General features: G+C 28.9%; 21 protein-coding genes. 6 read left to right on the plus strand and 15 right to left on the minus strand.

What is annotated here, in order from left to right; genetic code table 11:
* The first annotated feature begins 42 nt into the window (after positions 1 to 42).
* Together ABY863_RS01210 and ABY863_RS01215 are read left to right on the plus strand one after the other, a co-directional pair.
* Complete coding sequence (locus ABY863_RS01210; RefSeq protein WP_372792430.1) at positions 43 to 1,620, plus strand: DASS family sodium-coupled anion symporter; 1,578 nt, start codon at positions 43 to 45, stop codon at positions 1,618 to 1,620.
* A 93-nt stretch (positions 1,621 to 1,713) separates the two neighbouring features.
* Positions 1,714 to 3,183 carry a hypothetical protein gene (locus ABY863_RS01215; protein WP_372792431.1) on the plus strand — a complete coding sequence of 490 codons (1,470 nt, stop codon included), beginning with the start codon at positions 1,714 to 1,716 and terminating at the stop codon, positions 3,181 to 3,183.
* Between the two features lie 111 nt (positions 3,184 to 3,294).
* Here the strand turns inward: ABY863_RS01215 and ABY863_RS01220 are convergent, their stop codons facing one another.
* The 11 genes from ABY863_RS01220 to clpB all read right to left on the minus strand — a co-directional run bounded on the left by ABY863_RS01220 (position 3,295) and on the right by clpB (position 14,670).
* Positions 3,295 to 3,927, minus strand: a complete 633-nt coding sequence (locus ABY863_RS01220; protein ID WP_372792432.1) for an outer membrane beta-barrel protein — start codon at positions 3,925 to 3,927, stop codon at positions 3,295 to 3,297.
* 53 nt (positions 3,928 to 3,980) lie between these two features.
* Complete coding sequence (locus ABY863_RS01225; protein ID WP_372792434.1) at positions 3,981 to 4,934, minus strand: transketolase family protein; 954 nt, start codon at positions 4,932 to 4,934, stop codon at positions 3,981 to 3,983.
* Positions 4,935 to 4,986: 52 nt separating this feature from the next.
* Positions 4,987 to 5,568 carry a Maf family nucleotide pyrophosphatase gene (locus ABY863_RS01230; protein ID WP_372792435.1) on the minus strand — a complete coding sequence of 194 codons (582 nt, stop codon included), beginning with the start codon at positions 5,566 to 5,568 and terminating at the stop codon, positions 4,987 to 4,989.
* A gap of 2 nt (positions 5,569 to 5,570) precedes the next feature.
* The gene (locus tag ABY863_RS01235; RefSeq protein ID WP_372792436.1) at positions 5,571 to 6,479 is read right to left on the minus strand and encodes a geranylgeranylglycerol-phosphate geranylgeranyltransferase; all 909 of its coding nucleotides are present in this window, start codon (positions 6,477 to 6,479) and stop codon (positions 5,571 to 5,573) included.
* A gap of 5 nt (positions 6,480 to 6,484) precedes the next feature.
* On the minus strand, positions 6,485 to 6,943 hold the full coding sequence (gene smpB / locus ABY863_RS01240; protein WP_372792437.1) for an SsrA-binding protein SmpB: 459 nt from the start codon (positions 6,941 to 6,943) through the stop codon (positions 6,485 to 6,487).
* A gap of 79 nt (positions 6,944 to 7,022) precedes the next feature.
* Complete coding sequence (locus ABY863_RS01245; protein WP_372792438.1) at positions 7,023 to 7,904, minus strand: hypothetical protein; 882 nt, start codon at positions 7,902 to 7,904, stop codon at positions 7,023 to 7,025.
* Between the two features lie 70 nt (positions 7,905 to 7,974).
* Complete coding sequence (locus ABY863_RS01250; protein WP_372792439.1) at positions 7,975 to 8,667, minus strand: DUF6799 domain-containing protein; 693 nt, start codon at positions 8,665 to 8,667, stop codon at positions 7,975 to 7,977.
* Between the two features lie 425 nt (positions 8,668 to 9,092).
* A complete protein-coding gene (locus tag ABY863_RS01255; RefSeq protein ID WP_372792440.1) occupies positions 9,093 to 10,349 on the minus strand; it encodes a hypothetical protein in 1,257 nt (418 codons plus the stop codon).
* Positions 10,350 to 10,925: 576 nt separating this feature from the next.
* On the minus strand, positions 10,926 to 11,372 hold the full coding sequence (locus ABY863_RS01260; protein ID WP_372792441.1) for a hypothetical protein: 447 nt from the start codon (positions 11,370 to 11,372) through the stop codon (positions 10,926 to 10,928).
* A 120-nt stretch (positions 11,373 to 11,492) separates the two neighbouring features.
* On the minus strand, positions 11,493 to 11,996 hold the full coding sequence (locus tag ABY863_RS01265; RefSeq protein ID WP_372792442.1) for a histidine phosphatase family protein: 504 nt from the start codon (positions 11,994 to 11,996) through the stop codon (positions 11,493 to 11,495).
* Positions 11,997 to 12,081: 85 nt separating this feature from the next.
* A complete protein-coding gene (gene clpB / locus ABY863_RS01270; protein ID WP_372792443.1) occupies positions 12,082 to 14,670 on the minus strand; it encodes an ATP-dependent chaperone ClpB in 2,589 nt (862 codons plus the stop codon).
* 168 nt (positions 14,671 to 14,838) lie between these two features.
* On the opposite strand from clpB, the gene ytxJ reads away from it, so the two are divergent.
* Positions 14,839 to 15,234, plus strand: a complete 396-nt coding sequence (gene ytxJ / locus ABY863_RS01275) for a bacillithiol system redox-active protein YtxJ (RefSeq protein ID WP_372792444.1) — start codon at positions 14,839 to 14,841, stop codon at positions 15,232 to 15,234.
* Positions 15,235 to 15,378: 144 nt separating this feature from the next.
* Here ytxJ and ABY863_RS01280 read toward each other — a convergent pair whose 3' ends face one another.
* Complete coding sequence (locus ABY863_RS01280) at positions 15,379 to 16,566, minus strand: hypothetical protein (RefSeq protein ID WP_372792445.1); 1,188 nt, start codon at positions 16,564 to 16,566, stop codon at positions 15,379 to 15,381.
* A 114-nt stretch (positions 16,567 to 16,680) separates the two neighbouring features.
* Positions 16,681 to 17,970, minus strand: coding sequence for a fumarylacetoacetase (gene fahA, locus ABY863_RS01285; protein ID WP_372792446.1), 1,290 nt, complete (start codon positions 17,968 to 17,970; stop codon positions 16,681 to 16,683).
* A gap of 117 nt (positions 17,971 to 18,087) precedes the next feature.
* On the opposite strand from fahA, the gene glyA reads away from it, so the two are divergent.
* Together glyA and ABY863_RS01295 are read left to right on the plus strand one after the other, a co-directional pair.
* A complete protein-coding gene (glyA, locus tag ABY863_RS01290; RefSeq protein WP_372792447.1) occupies positions 18,088 to 19,362 on the plus strand; it encodes a serine hydroxymethyltransferase in 1,275 nt (424 codons plus the stop codon).
* Positions 19,363 to 19,524: 162 nt separating this feature from the next.
* Positions 19,525 to 20,235 (plus strand): peroxiredoxin, encoded by a 711-nt coding sequence (locus ABY863_RS01295; RefSeq protein ID WP_372792448.1) that lies wholly within the window; start codon positions 19,525 to 19,527, stop codon positions 20,233 to 20,235.
* A gap of 146 nt (positions 20,236 to 20,381) precedes the next feature.
* Here ABY863_RS01295 and rmuC read toward each other — a convergent pair whose 3' ends face one another.
* The gene (gene rmuC / locus ABY863_RS01300; RefSeq protein ID WP_372792449.1) at positions 20,382 to 21,707 is read right to left on the minus strand and encodes a DNA recombination protein RmuC; all 1,326 of its coding nucleotides are present in this window, start codon (positions 21,705 to 21,707) and stop codon (positions 20,382 to 20,384) included.
* 97 nt (positions 21,708 to 21,804) lie between these two features.
* Here rmuC and ABY863_RS01305 point away from each other — a divergent pair, with 97 nt between their 5' ends.
* Positions 21,805 to 22,344 carry a 1-acyl-sn-glycerol-3-phosphate acyltransferase gene (locus tag ABY863_RS01305; RefSeq protein WP_372792450.1) on the plus strand — a complete coding sequence of 180 codons (540 nt, stop codon included), beginning with the start codon at positions 21,805 to 21,807 and terminating at the stop codon, positions 22,342 to 22,344.
* Here the strand turns inward: ABY863_RS01305 and gcvT are convergent.
* Positions 22,341 to 23,423: a glycine cleavage system aminomethyltransferase GcvT gene (gene gcvT / locus ABY863_RS01310; RefSeq protein ID WP_372792451.1), complete on the minus strand. Its 1,083-nt coding sequence runs from the start codon at positions 23,421 to 23,423 to the stop codon at positions 22,341 to 22,343. The two genes, ABY863_RS01305 and gcvT, sit on opposite strands and share 4 nt — an antisense overlap.
* Positions 23,424 to 23,459 lie beyond the last annotated feature (36 nt).

Consider the following 23,459-nt stretch of genomic DNA (forward strand, 5'->3'; position numbering starts at 1 on the left):
GTTGAGGGTTCAAGACTTTTAAATTTTTAAAATAAGATAATTATGATAAAAAATGTATTGGATATGAGTAACTACCGAATGGAAAAGCTTCCAATTCGTAAGCTAACCAAGGTAGAAAAAGTATTAAGAATAATTGGAGGACCTTTAGCAATTTTATCATTTATACTTATTATGTTTGTGTTAGATATTTCATTTTTAAAAAATTTTAATGTAGAAAGTTTAAGTAAAAGTGCGTTAAAAAATTATAATGAAATTGGATTGGTAAATTTTATTCAATCAAATAGAGCCATGTTAGCAATATTTGTTGCTTCTCTTATTTTATGGATTACAGAAGCAATTCCAAATTATTTAACTTCTTTAATTTTAATTATTTCATTAGTATTAACTGGTGTTTTACCGGAAAAAGTAGCATATGCTCAGTTAGGACATGAGGTAATGTGGTTAAATATATTGTCGTTTATTTTAGCAAGTATGCTGGTTGCAACAGGTGTAGCCAAGAGATTTGCACTTTGGTTTATTTTAAAATTCGGTAAAAATGCTTCCTCCATATTTTTAAGTTTTATAGTTATTAACGTTCTCTTATCAATTTTTATATCAGCAACTACAGCAAAAGCAGCTATTTTATTGCCAATATTTATGGTAATTGCTGCAGTATATGGTGCTTCAAATGGAAACAGAAATAACTTTGGGAGAAATATAATTTTACAAAATTTATTTCAAATTAACATGGGAGCTAGCGCTTTTTTAACAGGTTCTGGAGCCAACTTATTAGCAGCTTCATTAATTGCTGGGGCTATTGGAAGTGACATATTTTTTGCAGATTGGATGATAGCTGCATTTCCGGGAGCAATGATTTTAATGATTTTAGGTTGGTTTATTGGAACTAAAATAATATTTCCTCTTAAAAAAGAAGAAAGAACACCATCTATTGAAGGAGGGATGGATACTTTAAAAAAAGAATTAGCAAGTATGGGTAAAGTTTCATTTAATGAAATAAAATCTATTGTAATTTTTGTTTCAATATTGGCTTTATGGGTTACCGATAAATACCACGGAATTAGCCCAACAGCTGTGGCTTTTGTGGGAGCAATTGTTGCATTGTTGCCGAAAATTGGGATTGTATCTTGGAATGAAGTTGATATTCCTTGGCATTTATTACTATTCTCCGCAGGTGCTTATACGCTAGGAGCAGGATTTAATGTTACAGATTTACCAAGTATTTCTGTAAACTCAATGTTTGATGGTTTAGGAATTAGTGATCATACACCTTTTTGGGTTTTATATGTAATTTTAACTTTCGGAATGATTTTTAGCGCATTGATATTTCAAAGTAAAACAATGCGTGCCATGATTTTTATTCCAATTGCTATTGGAATTGCACAACGTTTTGGTTTTGAAATTATTAGTTTAGCATTGCCTTTAGCTTTTTTAATTGAACACGTTTATACACTCCCTTTTAATAGTAAACCTGCATTGTTACTGTATTCAACAAATCATTATAGCTGGTCTGATACTTTTAAGTATGGAGTAACGATGCAAATTTTAGCTTGGATACTTTCAATAGTAATGGCAATGACTTATTTTAAATGGCTAGATATTACACCAAATGGACTCTTTTAAAAAGAAATATTAATTATTAAAATATACTTTAATTTAAAAAAGGCACACTGCAAAACTCTTAGGTTTTGATAATGAATAAATTAATATATGTAAATGATTGAAGATAGTGTTAAAATTCATGATAATTTTTCTTTAGAAATTAAATCGATATATGAGAATATTTCAAAAAGAAAAAAAACTAAATATGATACTATTACCTATCTTTTTATTCCTAATGGTTTAAATATTAACAACCAAACCTATTCAAATTCAAAATTTTATAATGATGTAAAAGTTTATATTCGTTATAATGCTTCAGAATATTTATTAGAAGAAATAATTAATTTAAAAACCGGGCCTTTAAATCTTTTCATAAAAAGTGTAAAAAGGATTGTTAAGGAAAAATCATCCAAAAAAAACAGATTAGATTTTGAGTCTAAAGTTAAAATGCTTGGAGCAATTTTAAATAACTCTTTAAAATTAAAAGCTAAATATTTTAAATCTCAAAAACAATCTGATTTACAACTTTCTGATCAGGATTTTTTTATTCAATTAAAAGAAATTTTACAAATTTATAGAACCCAAATTCCACTCATTGAAAACTCTATTTTAGACGAAAATGTAAAAAATATTATAAAATTGGGAGATGAGTATTTAAGTAATATTTCAAACTACTACGCTATACAGTTGCTAGAACATTTTAAAAAATTAAGTACTGAAAAGTCAGATTTAAAAATTAGTATTCAGTTTATAAAAGAAGAACAAGAATATCGTAAAATACAAAATTTCGATGCTTCTAGAGATGATGATTATTTTGATGAAATATTGCTTTATAAAAGAAGTCAGCTTAAAAAATACATTGAAGGAGTTTTATTTTTAAATAGGGATATTAGAAAAGATGGTGCTTTTGTAGAGCAATCTGTTTTTGCAATTGCCGCTGGCTTAGCTATGATTTTTTCAACAGGAATTGCATTTTACTACCAGCAAGTTTATGGAAATTTCACTCTCCCTTTTTTTATTGCATTAGTTGTTGGATATATGTTTAAAGATAGGATAAAATCATCTATTGGTCAATTATTTATAAGTAAAGCAAGTTCGTTTTTTTATGATTATAAAATAAAAATTAAAGATCACGAAAATAATTTAATTGGTATCACAAAAGAGAATTTTGCTTTTGTACCATTTGAAAAATTGGGGCCAAAAGTAAAAAGAAATCGTGTTAAAAATGGATATTTAGATGCAGATTACGATTTTTACGGAGAACAAATAATTCAATATAAAAGAAAGATTGAGATTTATCCGAAAAAATTTGGACAAGAAATTTCTGATAATCGTTTAAAGAGTTTGGTTGATATTACCCGAATTAATTTCTATCGTTTTGTAGCTCAAATGGATGATCCCAAAAAAAGTTATTCTATACTAAAAAAAGGAAAAATTATAAATAGAGTTGGAAACAGAATTTACCACATCAATGTTGTCCAAAAATTTTATACTGAAAAAGGTATTGAGTTTAAAAGATACCGAGTAATTATGAATAGAAAAGGAATTAAAAGAATTGAAACTATAGCGCTTGATATGTTATAGTTTGTAATTTGTTTTTGGAATCTAAAAATCATCATAAAATAAAATGAATATCAAATAAAAAATCGCCTAAAAGTATAGTTTTAGGCGATTTTTTTTATTAATAACTTAATATTACTTCTTATCTTTTGATAAACTATAAGATAAACTAAAAATTATCTGCTCTTGTCTAGAATCTAAAGTATAATTGGACGTATTTGTAATATTTTCATCAATAAATAGAACTTCATTATTACTTAAACCTCTTTCATATCTAACATCAATACCCAATCTTCCTAATTCAACAGAAGCTCCAATATTAAGACCAACAGTGAAATCCTTTTCAATCTTATCAAAACTTAATCCTTTCAAATTATTATCTAAATAGTACTGAAAAGCAGGACCTGCAAATATGTCTACAGGGCCAATTAGTTTAAAACCAACCAAAACAGGCATATCTAATTTTGAAACTTTATAATCTGAAACTGTTGTTGAGTTTAGGTCATATTCACTAGTAGTTTTTGTATATACCAACTCTGGTCTTAAAAAAACAGGGCCTAAGTCTAGTTTTCCATAAAAACCAATGTTAAATCCTGATTTTCCACTTCCTTTATTATCAATGAAAGTGCTAATGTCGTTACCAACATCTTTAAGCTCACCATTAGTGTTATAACTTAAACCTGCTTTAATACCATAACTGCTTTGTGCGTTTACAAAATAAAGTGTTGATAAAAAAACGATTGAAAATAATACAATTCTTTTGTTCATATCTAATTTAAATTTAGGGTTTATAATATATCATAAACGCAATAATTATACCGTTATTTTCTTGAAATTACTTTTTTAACTGCTGCAACAATATCATTATCAGTTAAACCATATTTTTCCATGAGTTGAGCAGGTGTTGCAGATTCTCCAAAACTATCATTTACAGCCACAAATTCTTGAGGTACTGGATTGTTTTGAACTAAAACACGTGAAACACTCTCTCCTAAACCGCCAATAATATTATGCTCTTCAGCTGTAACAATACAACCTGTTTTTGCAATAGATTTTAAAATAGCTTCATTATCTAAAGGTTTAATCGTATGAATATTTATAACTTCAGCACTAATGCCCATTGCTTCTAATTTTTCAGATGCTTGTAATGCTTCCCAAACCAAATGACCTGTTGCTACAATAGTAACATCTTTTCCTTCAGTTAATTGAATTGCCTTTCCAATAATAAATTCTTGATCTTCAGGCATAAAAACGGGTACAGCTGGTCTACCAAAACGTAAGTATACAGGGCCAACATAATCAGCAATAGCAATTGTTGCAGCCTTTGTTTGATTGTAGTCGCAAGGATTTATAACAACCATACCTGGTAACATTTTCATTAAACCAATATCTTCAAGAGTTTGGTGTGTTGCACCATCTTCACCCAGCGTTAAACCTGCGTGTGAAGCACATATTTTTACATTTTTCCCTGAATACGCAATAGCTTGACGAATTTGATCGTAAACTCTTGCTGTTGAAAAGTTTGCAAATGTTCCTGTAAAAGGAATTTTACCACCAATTGTTAATCCAGCAGCAATTCCCATCATATTTGCTTCAGCAATACCTATTTGAAAAAATCGCTCAGGATGATTTTCAATAAATTTTTCCATTTTTAATGAACCAACTAAATCAGCGCAAAGTGCCACTACATTCTCATTAGTATCTCCTAATTCCGCTAATCCTGCACCAAAACCAGATCTGGTATCTTTCTTTTCTGTAAATGTGTATTTTTTCATTTTATTATTTATTAAAAATCGTTCAAAATTAAGGATATTTAATCATACCAAACTACATTTTTAGTAATTCTTCATACAATTTATGCACAGGTAATCCCATTACATTAAAATAACTACCTTCAAGCTTTGTAACACCTATAAAACCTATCCATTCTTGAATTCCATAAGCACCTGCTTTGTCAAAAGGCTTATAATTTTCAACATAAAATTCTATTTCTTCAATTGTTAAATGTTTAAAATGAACAATTGTAATATCAAAAAACACCTTTTGAGAAGTTGATGTTTTAATACAAATAGAAGTTATTACCTTATGGTTAGTTCCTGATAGTTCTTGCAGCATCTCAATGGCTTCTTCCTTATTCTTAGGTTTCTCTAATGGTTTGTTATTAAGCCAAACAATAGTGTCAGAAGTAATAACAATATCATTTTTAGCTAATTCACCTTCAAAAGCTTTAGCTTTCAATTCTGCTAAATAATTGGTGATTTCTTCTTCATTTAAATTGGAAGGATAATTTTCTTCAATAGATTTTACTTTTATAGTGAACTTTAAACCGAGTTCTTTAAATAATTCTTGTCGTCTTGGTGAAGCAGAAGCTAATATAATATGTTTGTCTTTAAATTTTTCTGAAAGCATTTTTATGTATTTAATGAAAATATGATAAGTGCATTAATTCCTAAAAACATACTAATTTTTAAGATGGTACTTAATTTTTTATAATCTTTTATTGATTTTGCAGCTACTAATTTTAAGGCAATATATAGCAATGGAATTATTGTAAATACTACTAAATATAAAGAAGTAAATTTATAGATTGAAGCAAATCTTATAACAATGTATACTGACAAACTTAGTGGAAGAAGACATAATATTGATGCTATTTTTGAAGTTCTTTTTTTTCCAATTAAAATTGGTAATGTGTTTATTTTTAGACTGTAATCTCCATTCACATCTTCAATATCTTTAACTATTTCTCTAATAAAATTTAATAAAAAAGCAAAGATTGATAAAACTATAAGTACATTCGTAATTAACTGTTGATTCGTTGTTTGAATTGTTTTATTGATATCAAAAAGGTATAATATATATATACTAAATGCTGTTAAAAATGAAACAATTAAATTACCAATTAAAGGTTTTGATTTAAATTTTTTTGAATAATAATAGAGTAGAAGAGAAGCTCCAATAAAAATAAATGAGTAAGATGGTCTTTCAATATTTAAAGCTAATCCAATACCTAAAATTATACCCGTAGCATTTAACACTAAATATAACCACTGTGCTTTTTCTATTGAAAAGTTTTTTGTTACAATAACTTTTCGAGGTTTGTTAATTAAATCGGTTTTTATATCAAGTATATCATTAATTACATAACCTGCAGCAGTGATTAAGAGTATTGAAATTAATAAAATTACAAATTGTGCTAAAGAAAGATTGGTAACAATATTGAACGAATTAAATACTAAAAACTTTAATAAAAGTTGAACATAAAGTATGAGTAGTAAATTTTTCCAACGTATTAATTTAAAAAATGCTACTAATTTCATTTAAATTAATTGAAGTCCTTTTTAATTCTAGCTAAATCAATTTTATTATCCCTATCCTTGATTACTTCTCTCTTGTCGTAGTTCTTTTTACCTTTACAAAGCGCAATATCTAATTTAGCCCAACCTTTATCTGTTAAAAATAATTTTAGAGGAATAATAGTTAACCCAACATTTTGAACTTCTTTTTGTAGTTTCTTTAACTCTCCCTTGTTTAGTAAAAGTTTACGTTCACTTTTAGGGCTGTGGTTGTAAGAATGACCATATAGATATTCTTCAATAAACATATTGATTACAAATAATTCACCTTGCTCATTAAATTCACAAAAACTTTCAGTGATACGTGCTTTACTTTCGCGAATAGACTTAATTTCTGTTCCCGTAAGTTGAATACCCGCAGTGTAGTTATCCAATATTTCGTATTCAAAACGAGCTTTTTTATTTCGTATGTTTATTTTCTTCTGCATATTATTGCAAATGTACTACAATTTACGAATTACGAAATGAGATTTTGGATTCTTATTGTAAAATATGAAATGCTAAATTTTAATTAAACTTATAATTGATACCAACCATCCAATAAAATGTTTCATCTAATTCTTCCTTAAAAACTTCTCCATCAACTGCTAATGTAGCCTCATTTTGAGGAATTGCCAATGTTGGTAAAAATGAAAAGGTAAAAGAATTATTTGTATACCACATAGGTAAACTAAATTCAATTGCCATAATATCAAAATTTTCACTTTCCTGTATAACAACTTCAGTAGTTGTTTCTATAGTAGTTGTACTTCCAGAACCATGCCCTTGGCCTGATCTGCTTCCAAAACGATTGTATATGTAATATTCCTCGTAAAAATTTTGAGAACCTAAATAAATACCTGCTGTTGGCGAAACTTGAAAAGATTTATCAGAAGTTATAAAATCATGGCTTATTTCTGAAGATAAAAAGAAATCGGTATTGTTGTTATTGCTGAAATAGGAACTTGCAGCTAATGATACATTAACAATCTTAAAATCATATAGTAAACTGGCAGTTATATCTGCTTCAACTTGAGAAAGTACCGTATAACTATTATCATTGAAAAAATATTTTGTAGCTGAAATATCTCCATAAAAATTTTTTACATTAAAATCAATACCTGCGGTTAGTAAATACAAATCTATTCTGCCTTCATCAGATTTTGTTAGATACGACAAAGACCCTTTTGTATAAAAACCAGATTTATGATGATAAGTAATTGAGGGATATAAATAAGGTGCTGAAATTGAATCTTTTCTACCCATAAAAACAGCATCACTTATATAGTTTATAGCTACAGAAAAGTAACTATTATTTTGACTGGTGTTTTTTTTATCTTGTCCAAAAATTGACACATTACATAAAAAAAGCAGGAGTATAATTACGATTTTAAATTTTAGAACCTTCATTTTACTAATTTTTATATTTAATTAAAAAAAAGGAAACTTTACCATTTGGTAAAGCTTCCTTTTTTTACATTTATTTACCAGAAACTTTTTTCATTGTTTTTTTCTGAACAGGGGTTGTGCTTTTTGATTTAACTTTTTTCTGAACTTTTGTTTGAGTAGCTTTCATGTTTTTTTGAGCCACCATTTTTCTATGCATGTAGGTGTTTTTATACTTTTCACCATCCATATTTAAACATTCACCATCTTGAAGACGTAACTGTTTTCTGTCTCTATTTTGATAGGTTCCATCAGGATTAACAACCACTCCATTATTTAACCTAAGTTGATTTTGCAATCTGCTTTGAGATTGATTCTTAATTTGGTACAATTCACCATCAATATTCATTATGTGAAATCTATTTTGATTACGTTCTTGAATTTGAGATTCAGAAAGCCCTTTATTTTCTTTATTTAGCTTTTGCATATATTTATACTCATCACTATATAAAACACCGTCCATATCTAAACATGAGCCATCTCGCAAACGCAATCTATCTTGATCTTTAATGTATGTACCATCAGCATTTACAACTGTACCATCATTTAATGTAATTTTGTCATGTAAACGTATCTGATCTCTATCTCTAATTTGTAATACATCGCCATCAACTAACATGATACGATCTCGGTCTCTGTCTTGATCTTTAACTTGATCTTTGTCTTGTGCTACTAACCCAATAGTTCCAAAAACTATAAAGGTTAAAAAAATTACTATTTTTTTCATTTTTAACTATTTAAAATTATTATTCAAAGTTATAATTATGCTAAATTTTTAATAATGATGAGAATCATTTTCTTACATGATTCTCATCATATTAATGAGTATTAAATGCTTAACCTTTTAGTATAGCAATAGCATTTAAAATTTATTGAATAAACTATTTATAATTAAACTCAAACGATCTTTTAATTATGATTTATCTATAATCGTTATTATTATAAATGGCTTATAACAAGCTAATTTAAAAGAACATACACTTAAAATTGAACGTTCATATTTATTAGACCCGATTCTTTTAAAAAAGTTTGTTGAAATGAAAAATATTTAAGTTTTCAAACTTAAAACTACTATTTAAAAAGGGCGAATCTTTACAGACCGCCCTTATTAAGTTAAAAAAGAATAAGATTTTTTTAATGTTTAATTAAGCTTTAATGGTGACCACTTCCACCACCAGAACCACTTCCGCCACCAGAACCACCACCAGAACCTGCTCCGCCGCCACCACCGTTACCGGTAGTTTTTCCGATGATTAAAATATCCATATAGGTTAGGTTGTTGTCTACATCAACAATACCTTCTCCTCCTTTAGTACCTTCTTCTGAATCACTATCTTCATCAGAAGTTTTTAAAGCAGCATCTACTACTTCTTCTATAGGTAAAAGAATATTAGTATTTTCATCAAAGAAAGTTTTTAATTCTCTGCCACTATTTTCATCAAAACTAAAAGTTACACGGTAATATCCTTCACCTTCATTCATTTTTTTGGCATTCCAAGTATAACCAAATATAATTTTTCCTTTTACATTTACCTCCGCATTGTAATAACCAGGACCATCACTTGCTTCATGAACAGCCATATTAAATAAAGGGTTATCATTAACTAAATCACCACCTTCATAACCGTCAGCCTCAGTCCAACCATCTCCTTTTCTCCATGTTAAATTACTACCTATTCTATTACCTTCTTCATCCAATTCATATAATTCATCTAAATTATCTACAGATAATTTTTGAATGGTTAATCTGGCATTATCTGTAAAAACTGTTGCTACATCACCTGATCCATAAACTATTTCATCTAACAATGTTGTTTGTAACCCATGATTTTCATCTGCACCCCAACTATCAGCGTGGCGCATGGCATATTCTGTTGTTACGGTTGGATCAACATTTTTATAAAGAACTACTTCTGTTCGTATTTGCGATTTTATACTCCAGTCTATAGATTCTAAGTTGTCTCCCCAATCAATATTGTCTACAATAGTTGTTTCTTCAGGAATCCAGTTAGAAGCTTGCCATTCATTAAGTGGATCTTTTTGTACATATGCTTTGTATTCAGTTTCTGCACAATATTCAGTTTCCCCAAAAATATAAGGACCACAACTATAAAGTGGTGCTTGTGGGTCAATTGGATCTTCACCCCAAACTCCCCACCAAGTACCGGTTGTGTTTACTGTTCCCATAGTTCCTCTTAGAACTTTAGTTGCTCCATCTGACCAGATAACAGGAAACGATAAATTATTCCCGGCTGATTCAGTTGTAGGATTATCTTTTCCGCCTTTAGCGCTCAATTCAGTAACTGATAGACTGCTCTCATTTGGAGTAAATTCATCTTTTTCACATTGTGAAAACACAAAAATAAGCGCAAATATGCTTATTTTTAATAAAAAGTTTTTAGATTTCATAATTGTACATTTTAAGTTATTAATAAAAATTATATTCATTTGGGGTATTATATTCAGCCGAATGATAAATTTTTAAAATTTAACTATACAAAGTAATTGAAATTCTCACTTTTTCGTAATGATTCTGGTCAGTGTCCTATATGAGAGTTGTCATAGAAAAGACAAACATACCTTAATTTTAAAATAGGCAGTTATTTTTATAGTTGAAAAGATTATTTTTCTGAAAAATTATTTAACCATTTTATTTTTTAAGAAATCCAAGTTTGACTTTGAGGTGATTAATTAAACTTTTGAGGTTTAAACGAAGCTAATTAGTATTTTTTATAAATTCAAACTTGAATTTCTTAATTTTTACCTCAATTTAACAATTTTTACTAAAAAAATCATTTACTTTTCAATGTACTAACAATTAGACCTTTTTTTAATAAGAAAGTTTGAAATGTCGAAAAAAAATAGCTATTTTTAAATATAAAGAATTTTAACCTATGGCATATAAGCGTAATTATTACAATATTAGCTAATTAATAAAGTTTGTATGTATAATTTAATAATGAAACTTAAATATAATAAATTAATTTAAAATTTTTGGTTGGTATAAAATTTGTTTTTAATTGAATCCATTTCTTTAATAATCTTTTCCATTCTCTTATTATGAAATTTGAAATGGTTTAAATAAAAATCATCGGTGTAAAAATCATTTATATTAAACGGTGATTTGATTAAAAAATCACTTTTAAAAATTGAATCTATAGATTTAAATTGAAGATCAAAATCATTTTTAAATAGATTAAAAATTTCTCTTTCTAATAGTGTATCATTTTTTATGGTAGAATAGAAATAATAATAGCTAGAGTCTAAACTGATTAAATTTCCTTGGTCATCATATTCTTTAATAACCTTCGTTTTTTCAATTGGCTTAATTGTATCTTTCTTTTCAGATGATAGTTTTTCTGTTTTAATTTGACCATTGCAACTTGTTAATAAAAATATGAATATTGATATTAACATGATTAATTTTTTCATGAGTATACTTTTATTGTTAATAATTGTTAAAGCTATTTTATTAATGAATTATTGGCAATGATATTAATCAATAATATGTATTAAAAGATGCAAACGGTTCATTTTAATTAATGAAATTCTTTATAAATCTATTTTTAAAAGAACATCTGTAATTTTATCATTTGAAACAGTAATAATGTAGAGATTTGAATTGTTATCATCAGCAATATCAGCGTATTTTTCATTTCCTAAAATAGTATTTACAAATATTGGAGTAGTGTCACTATGCCCAACTACTAAAACTATTTTATTGTTGGTTTTTAATTTAAAATCTTCACTATATAATTCTTTTGGATTGTAAAATTGAATTTCTAAACTTTTACTTTCTAAAGTAGGCGTTGCCGTTTGAATGGTTCTATTATAATTAGTTGAATAGACTAAATCAAAATCTACATTTTTAAAAACGGAGCTCCAATTTTCTGCTCTTTGCTGCCCCTTTTCGGTTAAGTTTGGGTTATTATTTGTTGCGTCGTTTCTTTCCTTTTCTGCATGTCTAATAAAATAATAAGTAGTAATTTCACTTTCTTGTGCATTAACTTTTATGGCACTTATTACTATTAGCAATAGGAAAAATATTTTTCTCATCATTATTTATTTAAATTAAAAAAACGAATTTACATAAAAAAACTCCTTAATTTTTCATTAAGGAGTTTTTGATTTTTAAGAATTTTTATTTATTTCTAAACACAATTTTATCGTCAAAAGCATCTAATAAAATATGGCTTTCAGCAGTTACTTTTCCTGATAATATTTCTTTTGAAAGCTGATTCAGGATATCTCTTTGAATAACTCTTTTAACAGGTCGTGCACCAAATTGCGGGTCGTAACCTTTATTTGCTAAAGCTTCAACCATCTCTTCTGTGTACTCAATTTGAATATCTTTTTCTTTCAACATTTTAATTAATCCGTTTAGTTGTAGCCTTACTATTTGTTGAATTTCTTCCTTATTTAAAGGTGTAAACATGATAATCTCATCAATACGATTTAAAAATTCTGGTCTGATAGTTTGTTTTAATAAACCTAAAACTTCAACTTTAGTAGCTTCCGTTATCAAATCGCGTTTTTCCATATCCATTTTTTCAAATTTCTCTTGAATAATATGAGCTCCCATATTTGAAGTCATAATAATAATGGTATTTCTAAAATCTGCAACTCTTCCTTTATTATCAGTTAATCTACCTTCGTCTAAAACCTGTAATAGAATATTAAAAGTATCTGGATGGGCTTTTTCAATTTCATCTAATAAAATAACTGAATAAGGTTTTCTTCTTACTGCTTCCGTTAATTGTCCGCCTTCTTCATAACCCACATATCCTGGAGGTGCACCTACAAGTCTACTTACAGCGTGACGTTCTTGATATTCGCTCATATCAATACGGGTCATAGAATTTTCATTATCAAATAAATATTCAGCCAAAGCTTTTGCCAATTCAGTTTTACCAACACCAGTTGTTCCTAAAAATAAAAAGGTTCCCATTGGCTTTTTAGAATCTTGTAAACCAGCTCTAGATCTTCTTACTGCATCAGAAACAGCCACAATAGCTTCTTCTTGTCCAACTATTCTATGGTGTAATTCATCTTCTAAATGCAATAATTTTTCACGATCACTTTGTAACATTTTAGTTACAGGAATCCCTGTCCATTTTGCAACAACTTCAGCAATATCGTCTCGAGTTACTTCTTCTTTAATTAAAGCAGAATCTTGGTTCTCGGCTAATTCTTTTTGAAGTTTATCCAACTTTTCTTGTTCATCTTTAATTTTTCCATAGCGAATTTCTGCTACTTTTCCATAATCTCCATCACGCTCGGCTCGCTCAGCTTCCAATTTATAATTTTCAATGGCTTCTTTGCTAGCTTGTGCATTTTCAACCAATTCTTTTTCGCTAACCCATTTCGCATTAATTTCGTTTCTGTCTTCCTTAATATTAGCCAATTCTTTTTTGAGAGAAGTTAGTTTTTTTTCATCCTTTTCACGTTTTATGGCCTCAATTTCAATTTCAATTTGCATAATTTTACGATCCAATACATCCAATTCTTCTGGTTTTGAATTTATTTCCATACGTAATTTTGCAGCAGCTTCATCCATTAAATCAATCGCTTTATCTGGTAAAAAACGATTTGAAATATAACGCTGAGATAGCTCTACAGCAGCTATAATAGCATCATCTTTTATTTGAACTTTATGATGATTTTCATATTTTTCTTTAATACCCCTTAATATTGAAATAGCACTTTCTGTATCTGGCTCATTAACCATTACCTTTTGAAACCTTCGTTCTAAAGCTTTATCTTTTTCAAAATATTTTTGATACTCATCAAGTGTTGTTGCACCAATGGCTCTCAATTCTCCTCGCGCCAATGCTGGTTTTAGTATATTTGCTGCATCCATAGCTCCTTGACCACCACCAGCACCAACAAGTGTATGAATCTCATCAATAAACAATACAATTTCACCATTTGAAGAAGTCACTTCTTTAATTACAGATTTTAAACGTTCTTCAAATTCACCTTTGTATTTGGCTCCTGCTATAAGCGCCCCCATATCTAAAGAATAAATTTGCTTATCTTTTAAATTTTCAGGAATATCGCCTTTTACAATTCTATGTGCTAATCCTTCTGCAATAGCTGTTTTACCCGTTCCAGGTTCACCAACTAACATTGGGTTGTTTTTTGTTCTTCGTGATAAAATTTGAAGAATTCTTCTAATTTCTTCATCACGCCCAATTACAGGGTCTAGTTTTCCATCTTTTGCTAACTGATTTAAATTACGCGCAAATTTATTAAGTGAATTATAAGTTTCTTCAGCACTTTGAGAAGTTACTTTACTTCCTTGACGCAACTCATCAATGGCTAATTTCATTCCTTTTTCTGTAACTCCCTGATCTTTTAAAATTTGTGAAGTGGTGTCTTTTGTATTTAAAATTGCTAGCAACAAATGCTCTATTGATACATATTCATCTTTCAAGTTTGAGGCTTCTGTAGCAGCTGTATTCAACATTTTAGAAGCATTCCTAGATAATGATGTTTCGCCACCAGTAACTTTTGCATAACTCTCTAAAGTTTTTTCAATTAAACTTTTTAACAAGTCAATATTTAGTCCTAATTTTTTAAAAATGAAAGGTGTTACATTTTCATCAACTTCAAAAATCCCTTTAAGTATGTGTGAATTTTCTATTTGTTGGTGGTTAAGACTTTCTGCAATTTGTTGACCTTTTTGAACGGCCTCTTGAGATTTTATGGTAAATTTATTAAAGTTCATAACGTTTTGTTTTTTTGTGTATATATTTGTGGCGTCAAAGAATATTCCAATTCATTAAAGGTAATTTAAATAAGTCATATTGTCTTATTTTTAAGGTGATTAACGACATTTTGTCTTTTACTGAAAGGAGTGTTCATATTTGAAGACTAACACATAAAAATAATAGAAATGGGAATATTTAATAGTTTGTTTGGGGGTAGCAGTGAAGGTGAAAATGATAAAAAAATAAATTGGCTTCCACTTACAGAAAGTATTCAATTAGCAACCATAATTTCACAGTCAAACGAAAAGCCAATTTTAATATTTAAACATAGTACCAGATGTGGAATTAGCAGAATGGCGCTTAAAAGTTTTGAAAGAGAATTTAATTTAACTGAAGCGGATGTTGATTTATATTTTTTAGATTTATTGAATTTTAAAGTTCTTTCAAATGAAATTTCAGAAAAGTTAGGTGTTCAACATCAATCTCCTCAGATTTTAGTAGTAAAAAATGAACAGGTTATTTATAGTGATTCGCATTATTCAATTAGTGCGGATGCTGTTAAAAAGGTGTTATCTAAATAGAAAAAGTTATTTGAGATTTCAAATGAGATATATAACCGTCATTCTCGCACAGGCGGTAATCTTTTGAATAGGAACTACATAGTAACATTTAGGTATGGTATGGACAGATCCCCAGTCAAGCTGGGGATGATGAAACTAACTGTTCTACATAAAACGATTGTTAGAAATAATAGATTTAATCTTATTTTTTAAATCTTCGCCACTATCATAAACCATTTGCTCATTACTTGGAAACGGTATGTGTTTATATCTTAAAAAGTCTAAATTATTTTTATCAATAGCGTCTTTATCTCCTGAATAAGTAGCGTAGTTATGCTCAAATACAAATTCACTAGCCAAAGGAAAGGCTTGAATTAATTGATTGGTTTTTAAATTGAAATATTTTACTTGCCCAACAACTTGAACAGATTTAAACTGTGTAAATTTAGTTACTTTACTTTTCAGCGTTTTAAATTTATCAACTTTAATAGTATTTCCTAAACTATCTTTAACTCCATTTCCATTCTTATCAATTAAATATTTCCAACCATCTTTTACTTGTTTTTCTTGAACAATTACTTTTTCACGAATTTGTTCAGGAGAAATATTTATTTCTCGCAGATTTAGTTCTAATTCAAAATCATAAAGTTGCTTAGACTGTTTGTTATTATGGTAAACGGTCCAAAAATCGTTTAAGTTGTAGGTGTCAAAATTTAATAAATCATCTTCTAAACGCATAGGAATTACCTGATTGGTTTTATTTTGCATATATACAAATACAAAATTGGTTCCTTTATAATGTGCTTCTTCTAATAAAGCGAGTGTATTTTTATATTCAGGATTTATAGTATTCAAATATTTTAAATCCTCATACGTATTTCTAAAATCGTTTTTACTTTCAGAGTTTGTTAATGCTTTTTTAGCATTTGTATATAGATAATTAGATAGTTTATCTTTTGTAGTTAAAATGTCATTTGTATAATTTTCAAATTGAAATTTTGCATTTTTCCCTTTATTTAAAATAGGAAGTGGAAGTAAAGGTTTTATACGTTCTTGTCTGTTATTTAGTAAAATATAACCATTATAAATACTTTCTAAATTTGCTGGATTACCATCGTTTTTTAGAAATGTTATTTTTTCTTTATCTCTAATGGTTGCTTTAGCAAACGCCTCTTCAAGCATTAATACATATGATTGATTGCTTTTTTTAGTTTTATGAGTTCTTAAGTTTTTTATTGCAATATCTATGGCTTCATCATAATTGCCATAGTTTATGGCTTCTTGTGTTTTTTTTACACTACTACAACTAACAATTGTGATTGCTAAAATTAAAATGAAGGCTAATTTTTTCATCTAGGGATTTTTTAAATTTAATAAGTTAACAAGAATTACAATATCAATGCCAAAAGTAACTAAAAAACCCTAAAAAATTAATTTTAGGGCTCATTATAATGATAAGTTTAGTTCTTATTTTTTTAATTTAATAGCAGGTAAAATTTTGCCGGAACATTTGCCAAAACCAATGCTGTAATTTTCGTTTTTACAGTAGCCACTTAATATTACGGTATCACCATCATTTAAGAAAGTACGGGAAGTACCGTCTTTTAATTTAATTGGTTCTTTTCCTCCCCATGAGAGTTCTAACATGGAACCATAACTATTTTTTGTAGGTCCTGATATAGTTCCACTTCCCATTAAATCTCCAGATCTCACGTTGCAACCATTAACTGTATGGTGTGCTAACTGTTGCTCCATAGTCCAATATAAATATTTAAAATTAGTCTCACTTAATTCCGTTAAATCTCCGTTTTCAGTTTCTAAAGCAGCCTTCAATTTAATATCAAAACTATTATCTGTTCTGTTTTGTTGAAGATATGGAAGAGGAGTAAGGTCTTGTTTTGGACTTTCACATCTAAAAGGTTCTAAAGCATCCATAGTAACTATCCATGGAGAGATTGTAGACGCAAAGTTTTTCCCTAAAAATGGACCTAAAGGTGCATATTCCCATTTTTGAATATCACGAGCGCTCCAATCATTTAATAAAACCATTCCAAAAATATATTCTCCAGCTTCATTAATAGAAATTGGTTCTCCTAAATTATTCACATCAGTTGTAATAAAGGCTGTTTCAATTTCTATATCCAAACTTTTAGAAGGTCCAAAAACTGGTGTTGTTTCGTTTTTAGGTAATGATTGCCCATAAGGTCTTCTAATTGGAGTTCCAGATACTACTACAGAAGAAGAACGACCATGATAACCAATAGGCATATGTAACCAATTAGGCATTAATGCATTGTCTTCTCCTCTAAACATAATACCAACGTTAGTTGCATGTTCTTTGCTTGAATAAAAATCAGTATAATCACCAACACTTATAGGTAAGAGCATTTCCACTTCATTCATATTAAAAATAATAACTTCTCTATGCTTCGTATTATCTCTTAAAATAGGATTTTCGGCATCAAAAATATCAGCAATTCTATTTCTAACCAATCTCCAAGTTTTTCTTCCATCGGAAATAAAATCGTTTAACGAATCTTGCATAAACATATCATCTGTAAGAGGTATTCCATTAAAATAGCCTAATTGATGAAAAGCTCCAAGATCAATTGCATACTCACCAATTCTTGTACCAATGGTAATAATATCATCTTTAGTAATAAATACTCCAAATGGAATATTTTGAATAGGAAAGTCGCATTTCTTTCCAATCTTTAACCAAGATTTTCTATTTGGATCATTTGCTGCTATTTTCATAGTTTATAAGTTTTATTTCTGTTAATAAAATTCTGAGTAAATATATAAGTTTATTACTAATTGCAAAACGAAATCGTTATTTTTGCGTGAAATTTAACTTTTAAACTAAGTATAACAATGCAACGTGACCAACTAATTTTTGATTTAATACAAGAAGAAAAAGAAAGACAAACTAATGGTATAGAATTAATTGCTTCTGAAAACTTTGTAAGTGAGCAAGTTATGGAAGCTGCAGGCTCTGTACTAACTAATAAATATGCTGAAGGCTATCCAAATAAACGTTATTATGGTGGTTGTGAGGTTGTAGATATTATTGAGCAGATTGCTATTGACAGAGCTAAAGAACTTTTTGGCGCTGAATATGTAAATGTACAACCACATTCTGGTTCTCAAGCAAATGCGGCGGTTTACCAAGCAGTTTTAAAACCAGGAGATAAAATTTTAGGTTTTGATTTATCTCACGGTGGACATTTAACACATGGTTCTCCTGTTAATTTTTCCGGAAAATTATATAAAACATCTTTTTATGGAGTTGATGAAGAAACAGGTGTCTTAAATTATGATAAAATTCAGGAAACAGCTGAAAAAGAAATGCCAAAATTAATAATTGCAGGTGCTTCAGCTTATTCTAGAGATATTGATTTTGAAAAATTTAGAGCAATTGCAGATTCAGTTGGAGCATTGCTTTTAGCTGATATTTCTCACCCAGCGGGTTTAATTGCTAAAGGAATTTTAAACGATCCAATTCCTCATTGTCATTTTGTTACAACTACAACTCATAAAACATTAAGAGGACCTCGTGGTGGAATTATTATGATTGGTAAAGATTTTGACAATCCATTTGGTCAAACATTAAAAAATGGTACTTTGAAAAAAATGTCAAGCTTAATAGATTCTGCTGTATTCCCAGGTAATCAAGGAGGACCTTTGGAACATATTATTGCTGCAAAGGCAATAGCTTTTGGTGAAGCATTAACAGATAATTTTTTACATTATCAAATACAAGTGAAGAAAAATGCTTCGGCAATGGCGGATGCTTTTGTTTCAAAAGGATATAAAATTATTTCAGGAGGTACAGACAATCATTGTATGCTTATTGATTTACGTAATAAAAATATTAGCGGAAAAGAAGCTGAAAATGCCTTAGTAAAAGCTGATATCACTGTAAATAAAAATATGGTTCCTTTTGATGATAAATCTCCTTTTGTAACTTCAGGCATTAGAGTTGGGTCTGCAGCGGTAACTACTCGTGGATTAAAAGAAGCTGATATGATTGCTATTGTTGATTTAATTGATGAAGTAATTGTAAATCATCAAGATGAAGCTACATTAGAGCGTATTGCTGAAAAAGTAAATAAAATGATGGCAGATAAACCATTGTTTAAGTGGTAATTTTAAAAATATATTATTTAAAAAAAAATCCTGCCTTGTGCAGGATTTTTCATTTTCAAATTTTCAGTAATCCAATTGTGATTATAGTTACAATATTATCCTAAATTATTTAATAAATTTAATAGTTAAAGACAGAATCATAAAATTTTAATAAATATAATTATGGAAACAATACAAGAAATTACAGCAATGCCAAGAATTGGAGATAAAGCTCCTGAATTTCAAGCGGTAACTACACAAGGACCTATAAATTTTCCTTCAGATTATAAAGGTGATTGGGTTATTTTATTCAGTCATCCTGCTGATTTCACACCTGTTTGTACATCAGAATTTATGACTTTTGCTACGCAGGAAGAAAAATTTGCAAATGCAAATTGTAAGTTAGTTGGTTTATCTATTGATGGTTTATATAGCCATATTGCTTGGTTACGCTCTATTAAAGATAAAATTGAGTATAAAGGAATGAAAAATGTTGAAGTGAAATTTCCTTTAATTGAAGACATAACTATGAATGTTGCAAAAAAATATGGAATGCTTCAGCCAAACGAAAGTTCAACCAAAGCAGTTAGAGCCGTATTTTTTGTAGATCCAAAAGGTATTATTAGAGCCATTATTTATTATCCATTAAGTTTAGGTAGAAATTTTGACGAATTGTATCGTGTTGTAGTTGCTTTACAAGCGGCTGATGCTTTTGAAGTTGCAACTCCAGCTGATTGGTATCCTGGTGATGATGTAATTATTGGCCCTGCTGGTTCTTGTGGAACGGCAGAAAACAGAATGGCTGGTAAAGAAGATATGGATTGTAAGGATTGGTATTTCTGTACTAAAAAAATTAGTAAAGAAGAAATTCTTAACAAAGTTTTAAAAAAGTAGATTGGTTTTAAGAGGTTATTTGAAGAGTTTATAAAACTCTATTTGTCACATTGAGCGCAGTCCGCAGTCGAAATGTATTTTAATAGATTTCTCGACTGCGCTCGAAATGATAACTTTTTTAACAGCCTCTTTTATTCTATTTATTGCTAATCCTCATCATCTTCATTAGCGCGTTCTAATAATTTATCGTTAAAGTTTTTAGTTCCTTTTGCTCCCAGTTTTTTAATACTTTCAACTTTTTTAATCAAATTTCCACTGCCCGTTAACTTTTTCATAGAAACATCATAAGAACCTTGCACGGTTTTTAGCTGGTTTCCAACTTTAATTAAATCCTCTGTTAAATTTACAAATTGATCATAGAGTCTTCCTGCCTGTAAAGCAATTTCAATGGCATTACGTTGCTGTTTTTCGTTATTCCACATACTATCAATAGTACGTAAAGTAGCTAAAAGGGTAGTGGGTGTTACAATTACTATGTTCTTTTCGAAGGCTTTATTATAAAGCTGATTGTCAGCATTTAATGCAACTGCAAAAGCAGGTTCAATTGGTATAAATAGCAAAACAAAATCTGGAGATTCAATTTTATAAATATCTTCATATTTCTTTTCACTTAATTGTTCAATATGGCGTTTCAGTGAATTTACATGTTCTTTTATAAATTGTGCTTTTTCATTTTCATCATCAGCATTAATATATTGTTCATAAGCTGTTAATGAAACTTTTGAGTCAATTACCATTTTTTTAGCATCTGGTAAATGAATTACAACATCAGGAAGTATTCTTTTTCCTTCATCATTTGTAAAACTTTGTTGCACAAAATATTCTCTATCTTTTTCTAAACCAGATTTTTCTAAAACACGCTCTAATACCAATTCTCCCCAGTTTCCTTGTGTTTTGCTATCACCTTTTAATGCTTTGGTTAAATTAATGGTTTCTTTACTCATTTGAAGGTTTAAATCTTTTAATCCAACAATTTGTTGACGTAAAGCGGCATGATAATCAATACTTTCCTTGTGTGTATCTTCCACCTTTTTTTCAAAAGTTTGAATTTTTGCCTGAAGGGGGTCTAAAATATTCTTTAAGTTTTCTTTATTTTGCTCAGTAAACTTAGAAGACTTTTCTTCAAGAATTTTGCTTGCTAATATTTCAAAATCTTTTGTAAATTTCTCTTGCAATTTTTCAACTTCAGCCTTGTTTTCCTGTAACTTTTCTTCTAAATGTTTTAAATCGGAAACTTTATCAGAAAGCTTTAAGTCTAAAAGATGTTTCTCATTTCCTAAATCAACTTTATCATTATTTAACTTACTGATTGTAATTTCATTAAGTTTCTTATCTTCAAGTAATAGTTTATTTCTTATTTCTAATTCAGAAGTTACTTTTTCATAGTTACTTTTAGTTAATAATTTACCAATTATAAAACCTACGGTTAAAATAACGATGCCAATTAACAGATACAAAACAAATTCACTCATCACAATTTTAGTTTAAATTCAATTTTTAAAATTAAGATTTTTATATTTGTCGCCATAGCCAGACAATTAAAATTAAATCTGAGTTATTAACAACTATATGAAATTATTTGCACGATTTATTTTATACACTGTTTTAGGTTGGAAAACGAAAGGTAGTTTTCCTAAAGAACTAAAGAAATATGTAATTATTGGGGCTCCACATACGCATTGGTTAGATTTTCCGTTAGGGGTTGCTATAAAATTTGCAGAGGGTTTACCCGCAAATTATATTGGAAAAGCATCATTATTTAAACCTCCTTTTGGATTTATTTTTAGATGGTTGGGAGGAACGCCAATTGAGAGAAGTACAAGCAATAACAAAGTAGACGCAATTGTTGATGTTTTTAATACTCATGAAAATTTTATTTTAGCATTATCTCCTGAAGGAACCAGAAAAAAGGTTGATAATTGGAAAACAGGTTTTTATTATATAGCCAAAGGTGCAAAGGTGCCAATTGTTATGTTCACATTTAATTTTAAAGACAAAGAAATTAAAATCTCCGAACCTTATTATTTAACAGATAATATGGAGGAAGACTTTAACTTCTTTTATAAATTCTATGAAGGTGTTCAGGGTAAAATACCTGAAAATTCTTAACCCTTATAAAAAGGTAATTTAACAACTACAGCTTTTAAATTTTTATTTCTAACCGGAATGAATATTTCTGAACCAACTTTTGAATTTTCAAGAGTTACATAGCCCATTCCTATTGCTTCTTTTAAAGTAGGACTCATTGTTCCAGAAGTTACAACACCAATGGTATCTCCTGTAGCATTTACAATAGCATAATCATGTCTTGGAATTCCTTTATCAACCATTTTAAAAGCTACTAATTTTTTAGAAATGCCTTCTTCTTTCTGTTTTTTAATTTCTTCAGCATTTACAAAGTCTTTAGTAAATTTTGTAATCCACCCTAAACCAGCTTCAATTGGTGAAGTTGTATCGTTTATATCATTTCCATATAAACAAAATCCCATTTCTAAACGTAATGTATCTCTTGCGGCTAAACCAATTGGTTTTATTCCAAAATCAGCACCCGCTTTAAAAACAGCATTCCAAACTTTTTCTGCATCTTTATTTTTTATGTACAATTCAAATCCACCTGAACCAGTATAACCTGTAGCTGAAACAATAACATCATCTATTCCGGCAAAATTTCCAATTTCGAAGGTGTAATATTTCATTGCAGCCAAATCAATTTTAGTTAATGACTGAAGTGCTACTGCTGCTTTTGGTCCTTGAACTGCCAATAAAGAATATTCATCAGAACTATTTATCATTTCTACACCTAAATCATTGTGCTGCGAAATCCAATTCCAATCTTTTTCAATATTTGAAGCATTTACAACTAAAAAATATGTTTCGCTATTAATTCTATACACTAATAAATCATCAACTATTCCACCATCAGCATTTGGCAAACAGCTATATTGTACTTTACCATCAGTAAGTACTGAAGCATCGTTTGAAGTTACTTTTTGAATTAAAGCAAGTGCGTTTTTACCTTTTAAATAAAATTCGCCCATATGTGAAACATCAAAAACTCCAACGCTATTTCTAACAGTTTCATGTTCAATATTTATGCCTTCATATTGCACAGGCATATTATAGCCCGCAAATGGCACCATTTTAGCACCTAAAGATTCGTGAATGTGAGTTAAAGCAGTATTTTTCATTTCTTTAAATTTTGTGCTGCTAAAGTACTAAATATT

The sequence above is a fragment of the Lutibacter sp. genome (assembly GCF_041562875.1).
Classification (GTDB): domain Bacteria; phylum Bacteroidota; class Bacteroidia; order Flavobacteriales; family Flavobacteriaceae; genus Lutibacter.